We start from the raw sequence: 15,827 nt of genomic DNA on the forward strand, positions 1-15,827 counted from the left end.
AAGGGGAGAAAAAATGTATCATTGAAGCTGTTTTTACGCTTGCGAAAGGTGTCTTGATGATTTTAAAGGCGAATGGCATTGATTTGGATATTGATGAAACCATTTTGCGCCGTGAAATTAACGATAGTGAAAGTCGCGAGCATTATAAATGATACGCCTGTGTCGCTTACTTTGAGAGAGAATTGGGCGACCAGTTGGTAGATATTCATTCGCAACACCAAAATTTATTGTTGCAAAAAGAAGATTTTCAGCTTAATATTGTTGATATTATTGCCCGAAATGAACAAGAATTGCAGCATTATAAGGAGGCTTACACTGACTATAAAAATACCGAAAACGCTTAGCACAATTAAAAAAGCAGTTAGAAGAAAGTGCAGAAAACGAAGAATTATGCGCTTTCAATACGAAGAAATAGCCAATGCTAACTTGGAAAAGGAAGAGCAGGAAGAGTTGGAACAAGAGTAAAAACACTTTCACACGCCGAAGATATAAAAGTTTCGTTATACGATGCTGATAACGAACTGAATGAAGACGAAATGGGAGTGGTGAAAAAGCTAAAGAAAACTGCCGACTTTTTGTCTTCAATCACTGCGGTTTATCCTAAGGCTGAGGAAATTAGTCAGCGTTTAGATGCGGTCCTATATTGAGGTGAAAGACATTGCTGAAGAAGTGGGAATGGCAACAAGCGATGTGGATTTCGATCCTAAACGATTGGATTTTATTATGAGAAGTTGGATAAAATCTATCATCTGGAAAAGAAATTCCATGTAGAATCAATTGCCGATTTGTTGGATATTGCTAATGATTTAAAGACAAAATTGAGTGCAATCGACAATAGCGATGAAGCTTTAAACGAAGTTGAGGCGGAAGTAAAAGCCAAGGAAAAAAGATGTAAAGAGTTGGCAATTGCTTTGACAAACTGTAGACAAAAAGCTGCGAAAATCATCGAGCAGGATATGAAAGAAAAGCTTGTACCAATGGGAATTCCTAATATTCAATTCCAAATAGCCATGGACAGCAAACCATTAGCAAGTGATGGTGCCGATAAAGTGGAAGTTTTGTTCTCAGCGAATAAGAATAGTCCGTTGCAACCCATAGCACAAGTGGCGTCAGGCGGTGAAATTGCACGAGTTATGTTGGCTTTAAAGGCAATGATAAGTGGTGCAGTGAAATTGCCAACTATCATTTTTGACGAAATAGATACGGGTGTGAGTGGCAAAGTAGCACAACAAATGGCATTCGTTATGCAAGAAATGGGCAATAAAAACAAGCAAGTCATTTCCATTACACACCTTCCGCAAATTGCTGCGTTGGGTTCTACGCATTACAAGGTAGAAAAACGCGATACAGAAAAGGGTACTACGAGTAGACTAAGACAACTCTCTGAAGAAGAGCGAGTAACCGAAATAGCACAAATGCTTTCGGGAACTGATATTTCTGAGGCAGCATTGATGAATGCACGCGAACTTTTAAAAATAAATTGATTATAACTTAAATAGAATATGAAATTACGAAAGATATTTTCTTTGCTTTTTGTCATGTGTTTTTGCGGCACATTGTTTGTAAATGCACAATCGTCGGCTGTGAAAAAGGTAGCCGATGCCACATTTACGCTTACAACTTTCGATAAAGAAGGTTCGATAATGTCTACGACCAATGGTGTTTTTGTTTCTTCCGATGGTGTCTGTGTAAGTACTTGGAAACCATTTATAGGAGCTGAAAAGGCTGTGATTATTGATAACAAAGGACAAAGATATGATGTTGAAATGTTGTTAGGCGCAAATGAAATTTACGACATTGTAAAGTTCAAAGTCAATGCAAAAACAATTGCAGCAAAGCTATCGTCAAGTGTTTCTGATAATTCTGAAGCGTGGATAGTTCAGCCTTCTAAAGTGGGAATGCCAGAAAAAGCGGTAGTTTCGAAAGTAGAAACTTTTATGAATAAGTATAATTATGCTGTACTTAACACTTCCGCACCAGAGAAAATGAATGGTGCTCCTGTGGTAAATGCACAAGGACAAGTCATCGGTATTTATAATAATTCGGGCGAATTGCGCAGCTCTACCGATGCAGGCTATGCCGTAGATTTTAAGCTTGTAGGACTTTCTCAAAATGATTTGACCATGCAGCAATGTGGTATTTGTGTTGGATTGCCTGATAATTCAGATGAGGCTGTCATTGCTTTGATGTTGTCTTCACGAGCAAAAGAGACGATAAAGCAACAACTTCTAAATGAGTTTATCAAGAAATTCCCAACGCTTAACAATGGATATTCTATGCTTGCAACCGATTTGATAGTGAAAGGTGATATTGCAAATGCCGATAAAATTTTGACAGAAGCAATCTCAAAAGCTACTGCCAAAGACGAAGCCCACTATAATTATAGTCGCCTGATTTATAAAGGAATAACACTTCCTTCATTAAAAGACAAGGTGAGTGCGCAAGGGTGGACGTTAGATAAAGCTATGAATGAGGTTGAAAAGGCTATAAAAGAAAAGGAATTGAATGTTTATAAGCATCTTAAAGCGCAAATTTTATATGCAAAAGGTGATTACAAACAAGCCAAAGACGGTTTTGAAAGTCTAACAAAAACTGATATAAAGAATCCAGAACTTTATTTGGAATTAGCACAATGTGCTGAACAAATGAAAGGAAATGATGATGAAATATTGGGGTATTTGAACAAGAGCATTGAACTTTGCGATACGCCTTATGTGCAAAATGCAGCACCTTATTTCTTTGCTCGTGCGCAGCAATACGACAAAATGGGGCAATATCGTGCAGCAATGAAAGACCTTTATGTTTATGAATTTCTGAACAGAGGGCGTCTTGATGCTTCGTTTTATTATATGCGTGAGCAAATAGAAGTAAAAGGAAAATTATGGCAACAAGCGATGCAAGATATTTTAATTGCCACACAGCTTGCCCCAGAAGAACCTATGTATTTTGCAGAAACAGGCAATTTATTCTTGCGATTAGGCAAATATGACGACGCTATTTTGGCTGCCCAAACTGCAGTAAAGCTAAATTCCGAATATTCTGAGGCTTATTTGATACTTGGAATTGCACAATGTAAAAGCAATAAAAAAGACGAAGGAAAGGCAAATATAGAGAAAGCAAAAGCATTAGGTAATCCCCAAGCTGATAACTTCTTGAAGGGATTACAATAAAATAAATACGCAATTATTTGGTAAAAACGAATAAAAGCAGTAATTTTGCACCCGAATTTAGGGGTTCCGTAGCTCAGTTGGATTAGAGCAACAGCCTTCTAAGCTGTGGGTCTTGGGTTCGAACCCCAACGGAATCACCACGCTATGAAAAGAGGATGTCAGCAATGATTTCCTCTTTTTTCATTTATCAATGCGGAATAGTAGGATTGGAAAGAATGGGTCGGAACTGAATGGAAGATTATAATTGCATTAAGCGCAACGGGTATTGAGCATTTTTAGCCTACTAAATGTCCATGACGCCTGAAGATATAAGAAGAGGAACTTTTCGGAGTTCCTCTTTTTTTTTGTTCAAATAGCCTTGCATTTGTTCATATTCGGTTATAATTCTGTTTTTATCTTAGCTTTTTTCTTTACCTTTGCAAACGATGTGCAAATCAGTGCATTATTTTATAGTTCATCTAAGCGTATGTCAAATCAAAATTCTAACAAGAAAATATCTCCTTGGGCGTGGGTTTCTACGCTTTATTTTGCCGAAGGTTTACCTTATGCAGCCGTTACTTTAGTTTCATTGGTATTTTATCAGCAAATGGGATTGACCGATGCTGAAATCACTTTTTACACCTCTTGGTTCTATCTTCCATGGGTTATCAAACCATTATGGAGTCCGTTTTTAGATTTAACCCAAGTTTAACACCTATCATCGTAGAATCTTGCTATTATTATACTTTTTCAGTTTTGGCTATGGACTCTGTGTCCTACAAATTTTTATTTTTCTGAATGGTGCATATTTCAGTTTTAATTTATCATATATAGCAGTTGCCTGCTTTGAGGGATTGCTGCATTGTCGCATCTGTACGATGTCTCCTAACGGGTTCCTACCTTCCGTGGTTACAAGTTTCTGGGTGCTCATCCTCCGCACGATTTCGGTCCAATAGCAGGATTCGCCTTCTCGCTTCAACTGGCAGCGGATGGTATTTACCACCCAGTAGGCAAGCAGACCGAAGAAAAGATGCGCATCGCTCCGGTCATCGGTCTGATGGTATATAGGACGGAGGTTCAGGTCGGTCTTCAACTGCCTGTTGGTACATTCGATTTCCCGTATGAGGTTGTAATAGTCCCATGTGGTACGCTCATCGAGTGTTTCTACATTGGTCCGTAGGAAGTATACGCCGTGTCCGGACTCGATGGCTGAGAGGTCTTTGAGCTTCCAGTCTACACGTAGCATTTCCTTTGGTTTTTCTTCGTTTCTAATGTAGTCTATCGCATAGTATCTTGCGATAGAAGGATATTTCTGTATGGCTCGTCCCGTACGCTCTACAACCTTCTCGTAGAGTTTCGTTCCACCTTTCTTTGCAATACCATCATTTATCTTCTTCAGCTCTGTCTCAAACCTTTCACGCCAAAGTTTGTTCATTGACGATTCGGTCATAGCCTTAGATGGAGAGGTTATCTCAAGATAGTAGTCCTCACCTTCGGTGTGTACCTTGTTGAGCGTTATTGTTTGCTTTCGGGCGTCTTTTACCATCACGCTCTTATGGTCCTCACTGAGCGTGTAATCTTTCAGCTTGGTGCGAGATACGCAGAGATAGTTGTAACCCTTTGCCTTAATAAGATTTAGATTCTCTCCGGTTGCAATACCTGCATCCATCACAATAAGCGATTTTTCTTTTTGTACAGGATTCTTGTCTGCCAGCGTATCTATCATATCAGGCAGTGATTTAGGGTCAGCCGTATTACCTTCCAGGATAGAAGAATAGCGTATGAAGCCCTCCTTATTGATACACAGGGCCAGGACGAGAAGTTTACAATCTGATCGCTTCTCTTTTGACCTACCAAACTGTGCCTTCTTGCTTTCACGCTTACTACCCTCAAAGTAGAAATTTGTCAAGTCAAAGAGCATCAGCTTGTTATCTATATTAAAAAGGTTATCTGTTACATTGCACAAGTGACATTCTATCTTCTCTTTGAGTTCATAGAGTTTGTCCGTTACCTTGTACAGGGCATTGATACCCGGAGTCCAGTCTTGCGAACTAGTGTAAAGTTCGGCGGCAGCCGAATTATCCCTGAGATAATAATACGAGGAACGTTCAGACACGGCATACACAGTCCGGATGATGAGCGCAGAGAGTGCGGTGTGGATAGAATGGTTGCTCCATCCTTGGTCACGCAGGAACTCTTCCAGTCCCAGCTTATCAATGGTCTGCTTACAGAGCCATTCTGCACCAACATTCCTTGCGTCAGTATGTTCTGCCGTAGCAAGATCGATATAACGTTCAGACTCCTTTCTTGCTTTCTGTTCCTTCTTATCGAATCTATCAATTCCACCTTCCTCTTTCATCCGCTGCCACCACTCATCCGCCTTAGCCTGTTCCAGTTCAGTAAGTCCCTCCAAATGCTTGCCAAATAAAGAATTAGTTCCTCTGTTCTTAAAACGCTCTGTAAGTGCAAAAGCAATCCTTCTCACCTGCAAGGCTGTGAGAGAAGGTTCAAAACCAATATTGAGCAGAATGAGCGAATGTACGTGTCCAGCCACGTCACGATATGACTCTTTTAGTCTATAATAAAGAGCCTTTTCACCAGTTGCCGGATTAAAACGTGTCTGTACATTTGCGTGCATAGGTGCAAAGTAACAAAAAAAAATTGATATGCTGGTGTCCTACAAATCAGATTTACTCCGTATTCAGAAAACGCTACGGCTGATTATTAAGTACTTAGCAAACCTGAAACCCTCAAAACACACTGAAAATTTATGAAAAATAATTATGCCCGTTAAACTTGGGTTAATTCGTACCAAACGGTGGTGGGTTTTATCTATGGAAATGTTACTTGGAGCAGCTTTTGCAGGTGTTGCATTTACTATTAATACTTCATTTTGGCTGCAAGGAACTATTTGTTTCTTTTGGCTTTTGGCTTTTTCCAGTGCTACGCACGATGTGGGAGCCGACGGCTTTTATATGTTAGGATTGGACGCTCACGAGCAAACTTTCTTTGTTGGCATTCGTTCAACCTTCTATCGCATTTCTATGGTTGTGGGAAAAGGTGGTTTGGTTGCCCTCGCAGGCTTGTTGCAAGAATATATGAAAGTGCAACTTTCGTGGGCTTTAGTATTCTACGGATTAGCTGCAATGTTCATAGGATTAAGCCTTTACCATAAATATGTCCTACCTAAACCTGATGCTGATGCCGAGCATTCAACGCTTTCGGTTACCGAATTATTGAACGAATTTGTAGGAACTTTCGTAAGTTTCTTCCGTAAAAAGCAAATCATTGTGGCTATTGCTTTTATGCTTTTGTTCAGATTACCAGAGGCTTTGCTTAATCCTGTTGCCCCATTGTTCTTGCGTGCTGATGTTGCAAAAGGTGGATTAGGACTTTCATTAGAGGCTTTTGGTGTGGCAAATGGCATTGTCGGAGTTGTGGGACTGCTCATAGGTGGTATATTAGGCGGATTAATGGCAAGCAAAGATGGATTAAAAAAATGGCTTTGGACGATGACTTTTGCAATAACCTTACCCAATATAGCTTATGTTTACCTTGGTTTTGTCATGCCACAAAGTATTTTTGCGGTTAGTGCTGCCATTTTCATTGAAAATTTTGGTTATGGTTTTGGTTTTAGTGCCTATATGTTATTTATGTTATATTTCAGTCAGGGCGAACATAAAACCAGCCATTATGCACTCTGTACAGGCTTTATGGCATTATCAATGATGTTACCTGGATTTTTTGCAGGTGCTTTAGCCGATGCCGTAGGTTACAATATTTTCTTTGTTATTGTTATGGCTTCTTGTCTTTTCCCTTTCATTGTTGCATCAATGTTAAAGATAGACCCAGCATTTGGGAAGAAAGGTAGAATATAAAGGTCCGAAAAGCCATATCAAAAGCCCCAATCCTCATCGTTTGAGGAGGGTTAGGGTAAAAAACTGCTATGGGGTAAAGGAATACCGCATGATACTCTATTCTGCCGACTGAAATACAGTAAACGAAGCACCAGGAATTTTCTGCCCCCAAGCCTCAAAGCATATTCCTCTTTCTTCTTTGATATCATTTTTTTCTACGAGTACTCTAATGTGTCTTTTATCCTTTGAAACAATAAAGGTAATCCAATCATAGTGAATTTTCTGTGTTCCATCACTTAAGGTAGAGATTTGTATCTTCTCTTTTTTTATAGTTCCATCTTCATTATAATCTTCAGTATGCTTAGTGTGTGTAAAAGGATATTTTTCTAACCCTTTAAATGTCCATGAGATTTTTTTTATTTTTATTTGCACAGATTGCTCTCCTCCCTTTGCATCGAAAAAGAGTTTAGGAGTATTAACTTGAGGTTCTCCACTAATGTCATCGCATGATGATAGCATGGAAAGCGAAAAGAGTAAAATTAGCGTTAAGATGTGTTTCATACGTTTAATTGTTTCTTGGCCATAAAATTAAATATGCAACTTTAGAACGATAGTCCATTGCATCATTACTTCCTGTATATTTAAATTCATCATTTACATTTTGAACATATAAATAATAACCATTTGAAAGACCACCCCAACCAGCATTAACATGATAAAGATGTCTTATTCCATTTCTCCACTTTTTAAATAAGCCTGTTCCAAGAAAGCCACTGCCTTTTATTCTTTTTGTAAATTCTACCATTCCATCAATAACGAATGTATTATAATTAAGGCTACCAGCAGAGGCTGTCATTATGACAAAGGCATTTGGATGACTGAAAAAGTCTCTTGCGACTTTTTTGTCTTCAGACCAACCATACCCATCAAAGTCTCCATCACCAACGATACAATTGTCATATCGTGATTCAATATTTCCACCAATAATTTTTCTTAAAAATTTTGTAGCATTAATATTAAATACCATTGTACCTTTCTTAAGGTAAGTAGGCTTACAATTTGCAGCAAACCAACCAAGAAATCTCTTTCTTTCAATTCTCCAGTATTCCGAATTTTCCATGTTCTCCCAAAGAACTTTTTCTCCATTTGAGTACTTTAAATCTTTAAATCCAGGAAAATTCCTTAAGGCATACATAACTTGTCCAAAAGCAACAGGAGTGCATCCAAAAGCCGTTGCCTTACCAGCTGTGCTTCTTAAAGAAATAGAGATATTAGCAGAGATATTATTTATACCTTTATTAAAGTATGCTATAGCATACGGTACTCCATTGGCATTAAAATAAAAATTATCTCCATCTACATGTTGAGTCCAATTTGTTGTTAGGCGAATTCCTGTCTGTCTTTGCATCGCCCAACCATCTCGTAGCATATTATTTATTGCATTTTCGGTATTCTCACCTGGATATCCTTTATGCCCCCTTGTTGTATTTTGGGGTAAACTTTCTCTTATTGTATTATTAAAATCGTTTATTTCCATATTGCTTCCTCTAACCATACCAACTATACGAGAGCGTAAAGTTTCATTATTGTATAAGTCGGTTTCCTTAAACTCTCCTGAGTCTAAAATAGCATAAAGGGGAAAGGTTCTATTGTCTTTTGACACTATCGCATAACCCTGTTTATTCTTGAAAGTAATAACATAGAATTTTTCTGCGAATGTGTTCAGAAAATCATTAGTTCTGGTTTTGGGATTTCTTTCTAAATCTATAACTTGTTCAATACTCCTTGTGTCTTTTGAACTACGTGTTGAGATACTGTTAGAAAGAAATTCTCTTACAGCACTTTGTGCTTCAGAAGGTGTTCTTGTGAAAGGAGATGATTTTGTCTCAGACGTTTGCATTTCTTTACACTTTGTTGCAACATAGTTTCGTCTTGTTGACAACTTACGATTGTACTCATAATTATACAGAGTAATGAGTACTTGGTTAATTTTTTTATGAACATAATTTTTTATATCATATTTTAATATTATATTAATGTATCATAGTTTTTTATATTACCTGCAAAGATAATATATTACTTCCTAACTACAAATATTTTACATCATTTTTTTATTTGTTGTTTACAACAATAGTTAGGGCGCAGAGTCAACCATGCAAGTTCGTGGTATAGAAAAAACTCCTGCAAGTCCATTGAATTTGACGATAATACTCTTTTTGAAGTCTCTCGACCCTGTTTTTTCAAAAAAGAGACAAAGAAGTCCCCTTAGGAATTTCATTATGTTTTTAGCGAAGAAGCAAGCTCCTATCCATGTGTCAGCCGTATCGTTTAGTTTCGCCCGGATGTTGTTTGCCCGGTAAATCCTCTTGGAGGTTCCAAACGTGGCTTCAATCCAGTTCCTCTCACCGACAGCCCTTCTCTTGTCCTCCGCATGCTCATCGTTTTCTTCTTTCGGTGGCCGACCAAGCGGATGGTTGTAACAGTCAACGTGGCATGCCTTGATATACTTTCTGTTCTCCTTTCCAAGGTAGAGTTTGTCGGCCTGAACCTCCCGCAGGAGCATGCCGAAACGCTTTTTGTAGAGTTCCATCTGGGTGACGAGGTCGGACGACTCGTTGTATGCGTCCCAGCTGAGATGATCCACATAAGTGTAGCCGTTGACGATGCTGGCACCAACCTTTGCCCCAAACTCGACCTTGGCCTTTGCCTTGCCCCTGACGATGGGACGGAGGTGAGGTTGGTAGATACTGATGATGCGGTCGGCACATCTGCGGACATTCTGCTCGAACATCATTTTCTGCTGCTCGAACATCTTGAATGCTGCATTGAGGCATTTGAAGTCATGCCGACTGAAACATGAGAGAAGGTCACTTGTGTGTCTACCGAGAAAATCAAGAAACGTTTGGAAATCAGCCTTCAAGCAACGTATCTGGATCAGCCTGGTCTTGTCTATGAGCTTCTTTCCCTTGCGCTTTTTCTTAATCAAGCAGATGAAAGCCTGGCTTGCTTCCATCCACCTCTGCAAGCATCAAGGTAAGCATGTTGAAGAAATCATGGTCAAGACGCTTGCGGACAAGGACGAACAACTCGGGAACGAATACCGGCTTTTCCGTGAACTTGTCAAGACCGAGCAGATATTGCATGTAAGGGTTCTCCTGAATGGCCTGAATGGTCTTCTCGTCACTCAAATTCTCCACATGCTTCACTATCAAGACACCTACCACCATGCGGACCGGTTTGTTGCTTGCACCGCAATGACTGTTCTTCAGGTGCTTGTTATATTCCTTCTCAATCCTGTCCCATGGAAGGTTGTCTGCAAGTTTGACCCAGCGGTTCAACTTGCTCAATCCTGAGAGGGACTCTTGGAGTTCAAACAAGTCGTGACTACGATATTGAGAGTAGTATTTCATTGTGCTTCGTTAATATTTTAACAACCAAAGTAGTCATTTTTGGTGAATTACACAAATAAAATAAGGCATATATTGTTGAATATCAGTGGCTTATATTTATTTAGTAGGCCCTAGATAAGTTTTTATTTTTGTGCCGAAATAGTCAAATTAGATGAATGTAGGAAGTCGAAAGCAAGTAAATGTTACCTGCTCGTTTTCAAATCGTTCCACAAGTTACTTTCTGATAATCAAAAGACGCTGATTATCAATTCTATAAATCCTATTATTTGCTTTTATGCGGAAACATCGAAGAATCCGAATTTATCAAAGATTCGAATCTATCGCCTCTTCATCCAACTTGTCTTTGTTACTCCAAAAGCGGAAATTTTTGACCAATTTTATATCTGTTTGAAAATCACAGGGTTACAAGTCGTTTTTTTAGACTATTGTTTTGCGTTTCAAAACAATAGGTTTTGGAGTTCAAAACAACCTGTTTTGAAACGCAAAACAGGTTGTTTTGAAAATAGCCTTATTTGCCATTAATTTGCCATTGTTCTAAAATCCATAAATCTGCTATAATAATTTGGGGTAAAATATTAAAATTTTATTACAATTTTACAGTTTTTCAATCAACACTTCCAACAATCGTGGTAGAGCATAATTGTTAAGTTCATTTTCATTTATCCATATAAAATCCTCGGAAAGGGTAGGGCGTGTGTTGGTTTCTAAGAGATAAAAATCAGCCAAAATAATTTGGTGTGTAAGAATATGCTTTATCTTGCTAACTAAAAGTTGCAGTTTTTTCTTTTTCCTTTTCTACCATTTCCAGCGTTGGGAGTTCCCAAAGTCCTTGCCAAATATCACCTTTGCCCCGTTTGCGAATGGCAATTTTATTTTTACACCTTATATATATAAAGGAGAACTTCCGTTCCTTCTGTTTTATTTTTTTCGATTTTATAGGCAATTCAGTTATTTTATGGTGTCGCATAGCAAGCAAGTTTCAACAAGTGGACACGATAAGCAATTAGGCGAAGTGGGGGTACATTGCATAGCCCCAAAGTCCATAATACCTTGATTGTAGGCTGCGGGGGCATCTTTTGCTAAATATTCCTCAGCCATAGCCTTAAATAGCTTTTTCCCTTCAGTAGAATCTATTGGGGTGTCAATACCAAAGTAACGAGCAAGAACCCGATAACATTTCCGTCAACAACCGCTTTCTCTTCTCCGAATGCTATTGATGAAATAGCGCAAGCAGTATATTCGCCAATTCCACTAAGTTTTATTAACTCGTTGTATATCAATGGGAAATGTCCTATTTCTACGATTTGTTTTGCCGCTTTGTGCAAATTTCTTGCTCGTGAGTAGTAACCTAAGCCTTGCCATTCCCTTAAAACTTCGTCTTCTGTGGCCTTAGCTAAGTCTTCTACCCGTGGCCAACGCTTCATGAAACGTTCCCAATAAGCAGTGCCTTGTGCTATTCTGGTTTGCTGCATGATAATCTCACTCAACCAAATGGCATACGGATTTTTGGTTCTACGCCATGGTAAATCTCTGCCATTTTCGGCATACCATTGTAATATAGTATTTGTGAAGTCCATTTTGCAAAGTTACTTAAATACTTGAAGAAAGTAGTTCAAAAATTGTTTATTCACCTAAATTTGTTTTTTTTGTCCTATGAAGTGTAGAAACGGCGTAATGCGGAGGCGAAAAGTTCTGATGAATAAAATTAATCTTGCATAGAAAAAATATTTTCCAATCTGTTACGCAAAAATAGAAATGATATGAAAAAATCAATTTACGCCATATTAGTGGCAGTTTTTGTGCTTATGATAAGCTCATGCACAACCAAACAAAGTGCAATGAATAGTCTTGAGAACTTCTCTTATGAATTGCGTGACCATAGTCGTTACTATAACGCAGAGCAGTGGAAGAAGTCTTTCGATAGATTTGGACATATTAGAAAGAACATAGCAAAACACGATTATACCGCAAGCGAGAAGATGAAAATCGGAAAATTGGAAGGGCAATGTGCTAAATACATGGCACAAGGAGCCAAAGATGGCATTCTTGATAATGTAACAGAATGGGCCAGTGAGTTGCAAGGTATATTAGATGCTTTTGGAATAGGGAAGTAGTTTGGTAGGAAAGGTAACGTTTGGAGGATAAGTCGGACGAGTCGGACAAGTCAGACGAGTCCGGTTTTGACTTAAAACATTTTGCGAATAACGCAATAATGTCTATCTTTGATATGTATTCGCAATGATTTTCCTATATAATGTGCGTTCTCTTCAACTTGACTTCGAGCAAGAATCTTACTTGATTTATATTTTTTTTGTGTTATTCTCTTGTTTTAGCGTGTTGTTTTTCGTATCTTTGCACATCAATTTGAAATACAAAAGTACAAATGGCTGGTACAAAAAAAATTAAGACAGCATTAATCTCCGTATTCCACAAAGATGGATTGGACGATATTTTGAAGAAGTTGCACTCTGAAGACGTTAAGTTTCTTAGCACTGGCGGTACACGAGAGTTTATCGAATCATTAGGCTATGAATGCCAAAAGGTTGAGGACTTAACTACTTATCCATCAATTTTGGGTGGTCGAGTAAAGACCTTGCACCCTAAAATATTTGTGGTATCTTAGCACGTCGCAACTTTGAAAGTGACCAACAACAAATGGAACAATATGAAATTCCGTCAATCGACTTGGTTATAGTTGATTTGTATCCATTTGAACAAACCGTAGCAAGTGGAGCAAGTGATGCTGATATAATTGAAAAGATAGATATTGGTGGTATTTCGTTGATTCGTGCTGGTGCAAAGAACTTCAATGATGTTATTATTGTGCCAAGCAAAGCTGAATATCCAGTATTGCTTCAGTTGCTCAATACACAAGGTGCACAATCAGAATTGGAAGATAGAAAGATGTTTGCCGAACGTGCCTTTGGTGTAAGTAGTCAATATGACACCGCAATTCATCAATGGTTTTCAAAGTAAACTATTAAGTTGCGTATAGAAAGCAGCAAGAATAGTAAAAAAGTAAATAAATAGACAATGGGATAATACCCATTTTTACTTCATATATTCAAATTTTTAGAATGGGATTTTTTTCATTTATCCAAGAAATAGCAATGGACTTAGGTACCGCTAACACCATTATTATCAGTGATGATAAGATTGTTGTTGACGAACCTTCAGTAGTTGCGCTCGACCGTCGAACAGACAAGATGATTGCTGTTGGCGCCGATGCAAAGATGATGTACGAGAAGGAACATCCAAATATTCGTACGATTCGCCCACTACGCGATGGCGTAATTGCCGATTTTACCGCTTGTGAGCAGATGATGCGAGGACTTATTAAGATGGTACATAGTGGTAATCGCTTGTTCTCACCATCTTTGCGAATGGTTATTGGAGTGCCTTCAGGTTCTACGGAAGTAGAATTACGTGCTGTGCGCGACTCTGCTGAGCACGCTGATGGTCGTGATGTTTATCTAATTTTCGAACCTATGGCAGCAGCCTTGGGTATGGGGCTTGATGTTGAGGCGCCAGAAGGTAACATGATTGTTGATATTGGCGGTGGTAGTACTGAAATTGCAGTTATTTCCTTAGGTGGAATTGTTTGCAATAACTCTATTCGTGTTGCAGGCGATGATTTAACAGCTGATATTCAAGAGTATATGAGCCGTCAGCACAATGTGAAAGTCAGTGAACGTATGGCTGAACGAATTAAAGTTCATGTCGGCTCTGCTTTGACAGACTTAGGCGAAGAAGCACCAGAAGACTATATAGTACATGGTCCTAACCGCATTACCGCATTGCCAATGGAAGTGCCTGTATGTTATCAAGAAATTGCACACTGCTTAGATAAAACGGTTGCAAAGATTGAAAATGCCGTGCTTTCAGCTTTGGAGAGTACTCCTCCAGAATTGTATGCTGATATTGTAAAGAACGGAATCTACCTTAGTGGTGGAGGAGCGTTGTTGCGTGGTATTGACAAGCGATTGACTGATAAAATCAACATACCATTCCACGTTGCTGAAGACCCATTGCACAGTGTGGCTAAGGGTGCTGGAATCGCATTGATAATGTAGACCGTTTCTCATTCCTCATGAGATAACAAGATAAAATGCTGACTATTGGTGTTGGAAAATTCCGATGGTCAGTGTGTTTTATCTAAATAGTAAGCATGAATAACCTAACTGAGTTTCTTGCCAAATATAAGCATTGGTTTCTTTTTGTTTTGCTGGAAGTTGCCAGTTTGGTACTCTTATTCCGCTTTAACAACTATCAAGGTAGTGTGTGGTTTACCTCTGCCAATATTTTAGTCGGGAAAGTCTACGAAATAAGTTCTTCGGTAACATCTTACTTCTCAATGGGTAAGATTAATAGCCAATTGACCGAGCGAAACGTAATGTTAGAACATCAGGTTGAGGAGCTATCAAAGAAACTTTACGAGAAGACACTCGACCCACAATATAAGCAAAAAGGACAATATCGCTTTCTTTCTGAATTTAAATTGATTCATGCAAAAGTAGTTTCTAACTCACTTGATAAGAACGAAAACTTCATTACCATTGATAAAGGTTCATGGGACGGAGTGAGAAAAGATATGGGTGTTGCTTGCGGAAATGGAGTTGTTGGCATTGTTTATATCGTTGGTACTCATTATTCTATTGTGCTTCCAGTGTTGAATGCGAAGTCAAATATTAGTTGTTCTATTCAAGGGCGAAACTATTTTGGCTATTTGCGATGGAATGGTGGGGCAAAAAATGTGGCATATCTTGATGATATTCCGCGCCATGCAAAATTTAAATTGGGCGATAGAGTTATCACAAGTGGTTATTCTTCTATCTTCCCAGCAGGCGTTTTAGTTGGGAAAGTAAAACATGTTTATAATTCCGAAGATGGTCTTTCTTATCGAGTAGCAGTGCAGTTGTCTACTGATTTTGGAAATCTACGTGATGTTTGTGTCATTGATGATGCCTCTATTAGGGAGAAAAAGAAGGTAATGGACATTGCGAAAGATTCTATTAAGCAGTTGAACACTGATTTTAGCACAACCGATTAGAATGGAAAAGACATAAATTCTTCGTGCTAATTTAAGTAATGTGTATTAAATTTTGCAGAGAGTTTTCTAAATAGCTGTCATATAAATTAAAGAATGAGTATAGATTTTGTAAAAAGTTTGGCTTGGTTTTTGGTATTGGTACTTGCTCAAGTGTTTGTACTAAACCATATCCATTTATTTGGTATTGCAACGCCTTTACTCTACATTTTTTTATATTTTTATTTAGAAGGAACTTTCCACATTGGGCAATTCTTCTTTCAGGCTTTATCATGGGTGTGGTGATAGATACCTTTACCAATACGCCAGGTGTTTCTTCAGCTTCTTTAACATTGATAGCTGCGGTACAACCTTATGTGTTACG

At 38.5% G+C, this 15,827-nt stretch carries 12 protein-coding genes, 1 tRNA gene and 4 pseudogenes; 11 read left to right on the top strand and 6 right to left on the bottom strand.

What is annotated here, in order from left to right; translation table 11 throughout:
- Nucleotides 1-279 precede the first annotated feature (279 nt).
- The 5 genes and pseudogenes from DYI03_RS13595 to DYI03_RS13185 all read left to right on the top strand — a co-directional run.
- Nucleotides 280-465: a hypothetical protein gene (locus DYI03_RS13595; RefSeq protein ID WP_174905025.1), complete on the top strand. Its 186-nt coding sequence runs from the start codon at nucleotides 280-282 to the stop codon at nucleotides 463-465.
- Between the two features lie 266 nt (nucleotides 466-731).
- Nucleotides 732-1,484 carry a DNA repair protein RecN gene (locus DYI03_RS13600; RefSeq protein ID WP_174905027.1) on the top strand — a complete coding sequence of 251 codons (753 nt, stop codon included), beginning with the start codon at nucleotides 732-734 and terminating at the stop codon, nucleotides 1,482-1,484.
- 18 nt (nucleotides 1,485-1,502) lie between these two features.
- The gene (locus DYI03_RS13175) at nucleotides 1,503-3,170 is read left to right on the top strand and encodes a tetratricopeptide repeat protein (RefSeq protein WP_021668661.1); all 1,668 of its coding nucleotides are present in this window, start codon (nucleotides 1,503-1,505) and stop codon (nucleotides 3,168-3,170) included.
- A gap of 62 nt (nucleotides 3,171-3,232) precedes the next feature.
- Nucleotides 3,233-3,310 (top strand) — tRNA-Arg (locus DYI03_RS13180).
- A gap of 326 nt (nucleotides 3,311-3,636) precedes the next feature.
- Nucleotides 3,637-3,849 (top strand): annotated as a pseudogene (locus DYI03_RS13185) (MFS transporter); the annotation flags it as partial.
- 60 nt (nucleotides 3,850-3,909) lie between these two features.
- On the opposite strand, the gene DYI03_RS13190 reads toward DYI03_RS13185, so the two are convergent.
- The gene (locus DYI03_RS13190; RefSeq protein ID WP_115367866.1) at nucleotides 3,910-5,787 is read right to left on the bottom strand and encodes an IS1634 family transposase; all 1,878 of its coding nucleotides are present in this window, start codon (nucleotides 5,785-5,787) and stop codon (nucleotides 3,910-3,912) included.
- 145 nt (nucleotides 5,788-5,932) lie between these two features.
- On the opposite strand from DYI03_RS13190, the gene DYI03_RS13195 reads away from it, so the two are divergent.
- Entirely contained in the window at nucleotides 5,933-7,027 is a 1,095-nt protein-coding gene (locus tag DYI03_RS13195) for an MFS transporter (protein ID WP_244916371.1), read from the top strand.
- Between the two features lie 96 nt (nucleotides 7,028-7,123).
- On the opposite strand, the gene DYI03_RS13200 is transcribed toward DYI03_RS13195, so the two are convergent.
- The 5 genes and pseudogenes from DYI03_RS13200 to mutY all read right to left on the bottom strand — a co-directional run bounded on the left by DYI03_RS13200 (nucleotide 7,124) and on the right by mutY (nucleotide 11,993).
- Nucleotides 7,124-7,567: a hypothetical protein gene (locus DYI03_RS13200; protein WP_004355755.1), complete on the bottom strand. Its 444-nt coding sequence runs from the start codon at nucleotides 7,565-7,567 to the stop codon at nucleotides 7,124-7,126.
- A 4-nt stretch (nucleotides 7,568-7,571) separates the two neighbouring features.
- Complete coding sequence (locus DYI03_RS13205) at nucleotides 7,572-8,906, bottom strand: Spi family protease inhibitor (protein WP_115368004.1); 1,335 nt, start codon at nucleotides 8,904-8,906, stop codon at nucleotides 7,572-7,574.
- A gap of 234 nt (nucleotides 8,907-9,140) precedes the next feature.
- Nucleotides 9,141-10,019: a transposase gene (locus DYI03_RS13210; protein WP_004355790.1), complete on the bottom strand. Its 879-nt coding sequence runs from the start codon at nucleotides 10,017-10,019 to the stop codon at nucleotides 9,141-9,143.
- On the bottom strand, nucleotides 9,985-10,416 hold the full coding sequence (locus DYI03_RS13215) for a transposase (RefSeq protein WP_021668668.1): 432 nt from the start codon (nucleotides 10,414-10,416) through the stop codon (nucleotides 9,985-9,987). Before DYI03_RS13215 ends, DYI03_RS13210 begins: the two co-directional genes overlap by 35 nt.
- A gap of 594 nt (nucleotides 10,417-11,010) precedes the next feature.
- Nucleotides 11,011-11,993: pseudogene (gene mutY / locus DYI03_RS13220) on the bottom strand (A/G-specific adenine glycosylase).
- A gap of 183 nt (nucleotides 11,994-12,176) precedes the next feature.
- Between mutY and DYI03_RS13225 the strand changes: the two are divergent.
- The 5 genes and pseudogenes from DYI03_RS13225 to mreD all read left to right on the top strand — a co-directional run.
- On the top strand, nucleotides 12,177-12,530 hold the full coding sequence (locus DYI03_RS13225; protein WP_021668671.1) for a hypothetical protein: 354 nt from the start codon (nucleotides 12,177-12,179) through the stop codon (nucleotides 12,528-12,530).
- 269 nt (nucleotides 12,531-12,799) lie between these two features.
- Nucleotides 12,800-13,392 (top strand): annotated as a pseudogene (locus DYI03_RS13230) (IMP cyclohydrolase).
- Nucleotides 13,393-13,493: 101 nt separating this feature from the next.
- Nucleotides 13,494-14,515: pseudogene (locus DYI03_RS13235) on the top strand (rod shape-determining protein).
- Between the two features lie 69 nt (nucleotides 14,516-14,584).
- Complete coding sequence (gene mreC, locus DYI03_RS13240; protein ID WP_004355742.1) at nucleotides 14,585-15,466, top strand: rod shape-determining protein MreC; 882 nt, start codon at nucleotides 14,585-14,587, stop codon at nucleotides 15,464-15,466.
- A gap of 122 nt (nucleotides 15,467-15,588) precedes the next feature.
- The coding region (gene mreD, locus DYI03_RS13245) for a rod shape-determining protein MreD (RefSeq protein ID WP_172462609.1) at nucleotides 15,589-15,827 on the top strand (239 nt) is incomplete at its 3' end.

It is taken from the genome of Prevotella disiens (genome assembly GCF_900454955.1).
In the GTDB taxonomy this organism is placed as follows: Bacteria; Bacteroidota; Bacteroidia; order Bacteroidales; family Bacteroidaceae; genus Prevotella; species Prevotella disiens.

Coding starts and splice junctions, on each gene's coding strand:
- DYI03_RS13175 (WP_021668661.1), top strand. CDS start 1,503: ATGAAATTACGAAAGATATTTTCTTTGCTTTTTGTCATGTGTTTTTGC.
- mreC (WP_004355742.1), top strand. CDS start 14,585: ATGAATAACCTAACTGAGTTTCTTGCCAAATATAAGCATTGGTTTCTT.
- DYI03_RS13205 (WP_115368004.1), bottom strand. CDS start 8,906: ATGCAAACGTCTGAGACAAAATCATCTCCTTTCACAAGAACACCTTCT.
- DYI03_RS13195 (WP_244916371.1), top strand. CDS start 5,933: ATGCCCGTTAAACTTGGGTTAATTCGTACCAAACGGTGGTGGGTTTTA.
- DYI03_RS13225 (WP_021668671.1), top strand. CDS start 12,177: ATGAAAAAATCAATTTACGCCATATTAGTGGCAGTTTTTGTGCTTATG.
- DYI03_RS13190 (WP_115367866.1), bottom strand. CDS start 5,787: ATGCACGCAAATGTACAGACACGTTTTAATCCGGCAACTGGTGAAAAG.
- DYI03_RS13200 (WP_004355755.1), bottom strand. CDS start 7,567: ATGAAACACATCTTAACGCTAATTTTACTCTTTTCGCTTTCCATGCTA.
- DYI03_RS13215 (WP_021668668.1), bottom strand. CDS start 10,416: ATGAAATACTACTCTCAATATCGTAGTCACGACTTGTTTGAACTCCAA.
- DYI03_RS13210 (WP_004355790.1), bottom strand. CDS start 10,019: ATGGAAGCAAGCCAGGCTTTCATCTGCTTGATTAAGAAAAAGCGCAAG.
- DYI03_RS13595 (WP_174905025.1), top strand. CDS start 280: ATGAACAAGAATTGCAGCATTATAAGGAGGCTTACACTGACTATAAAA.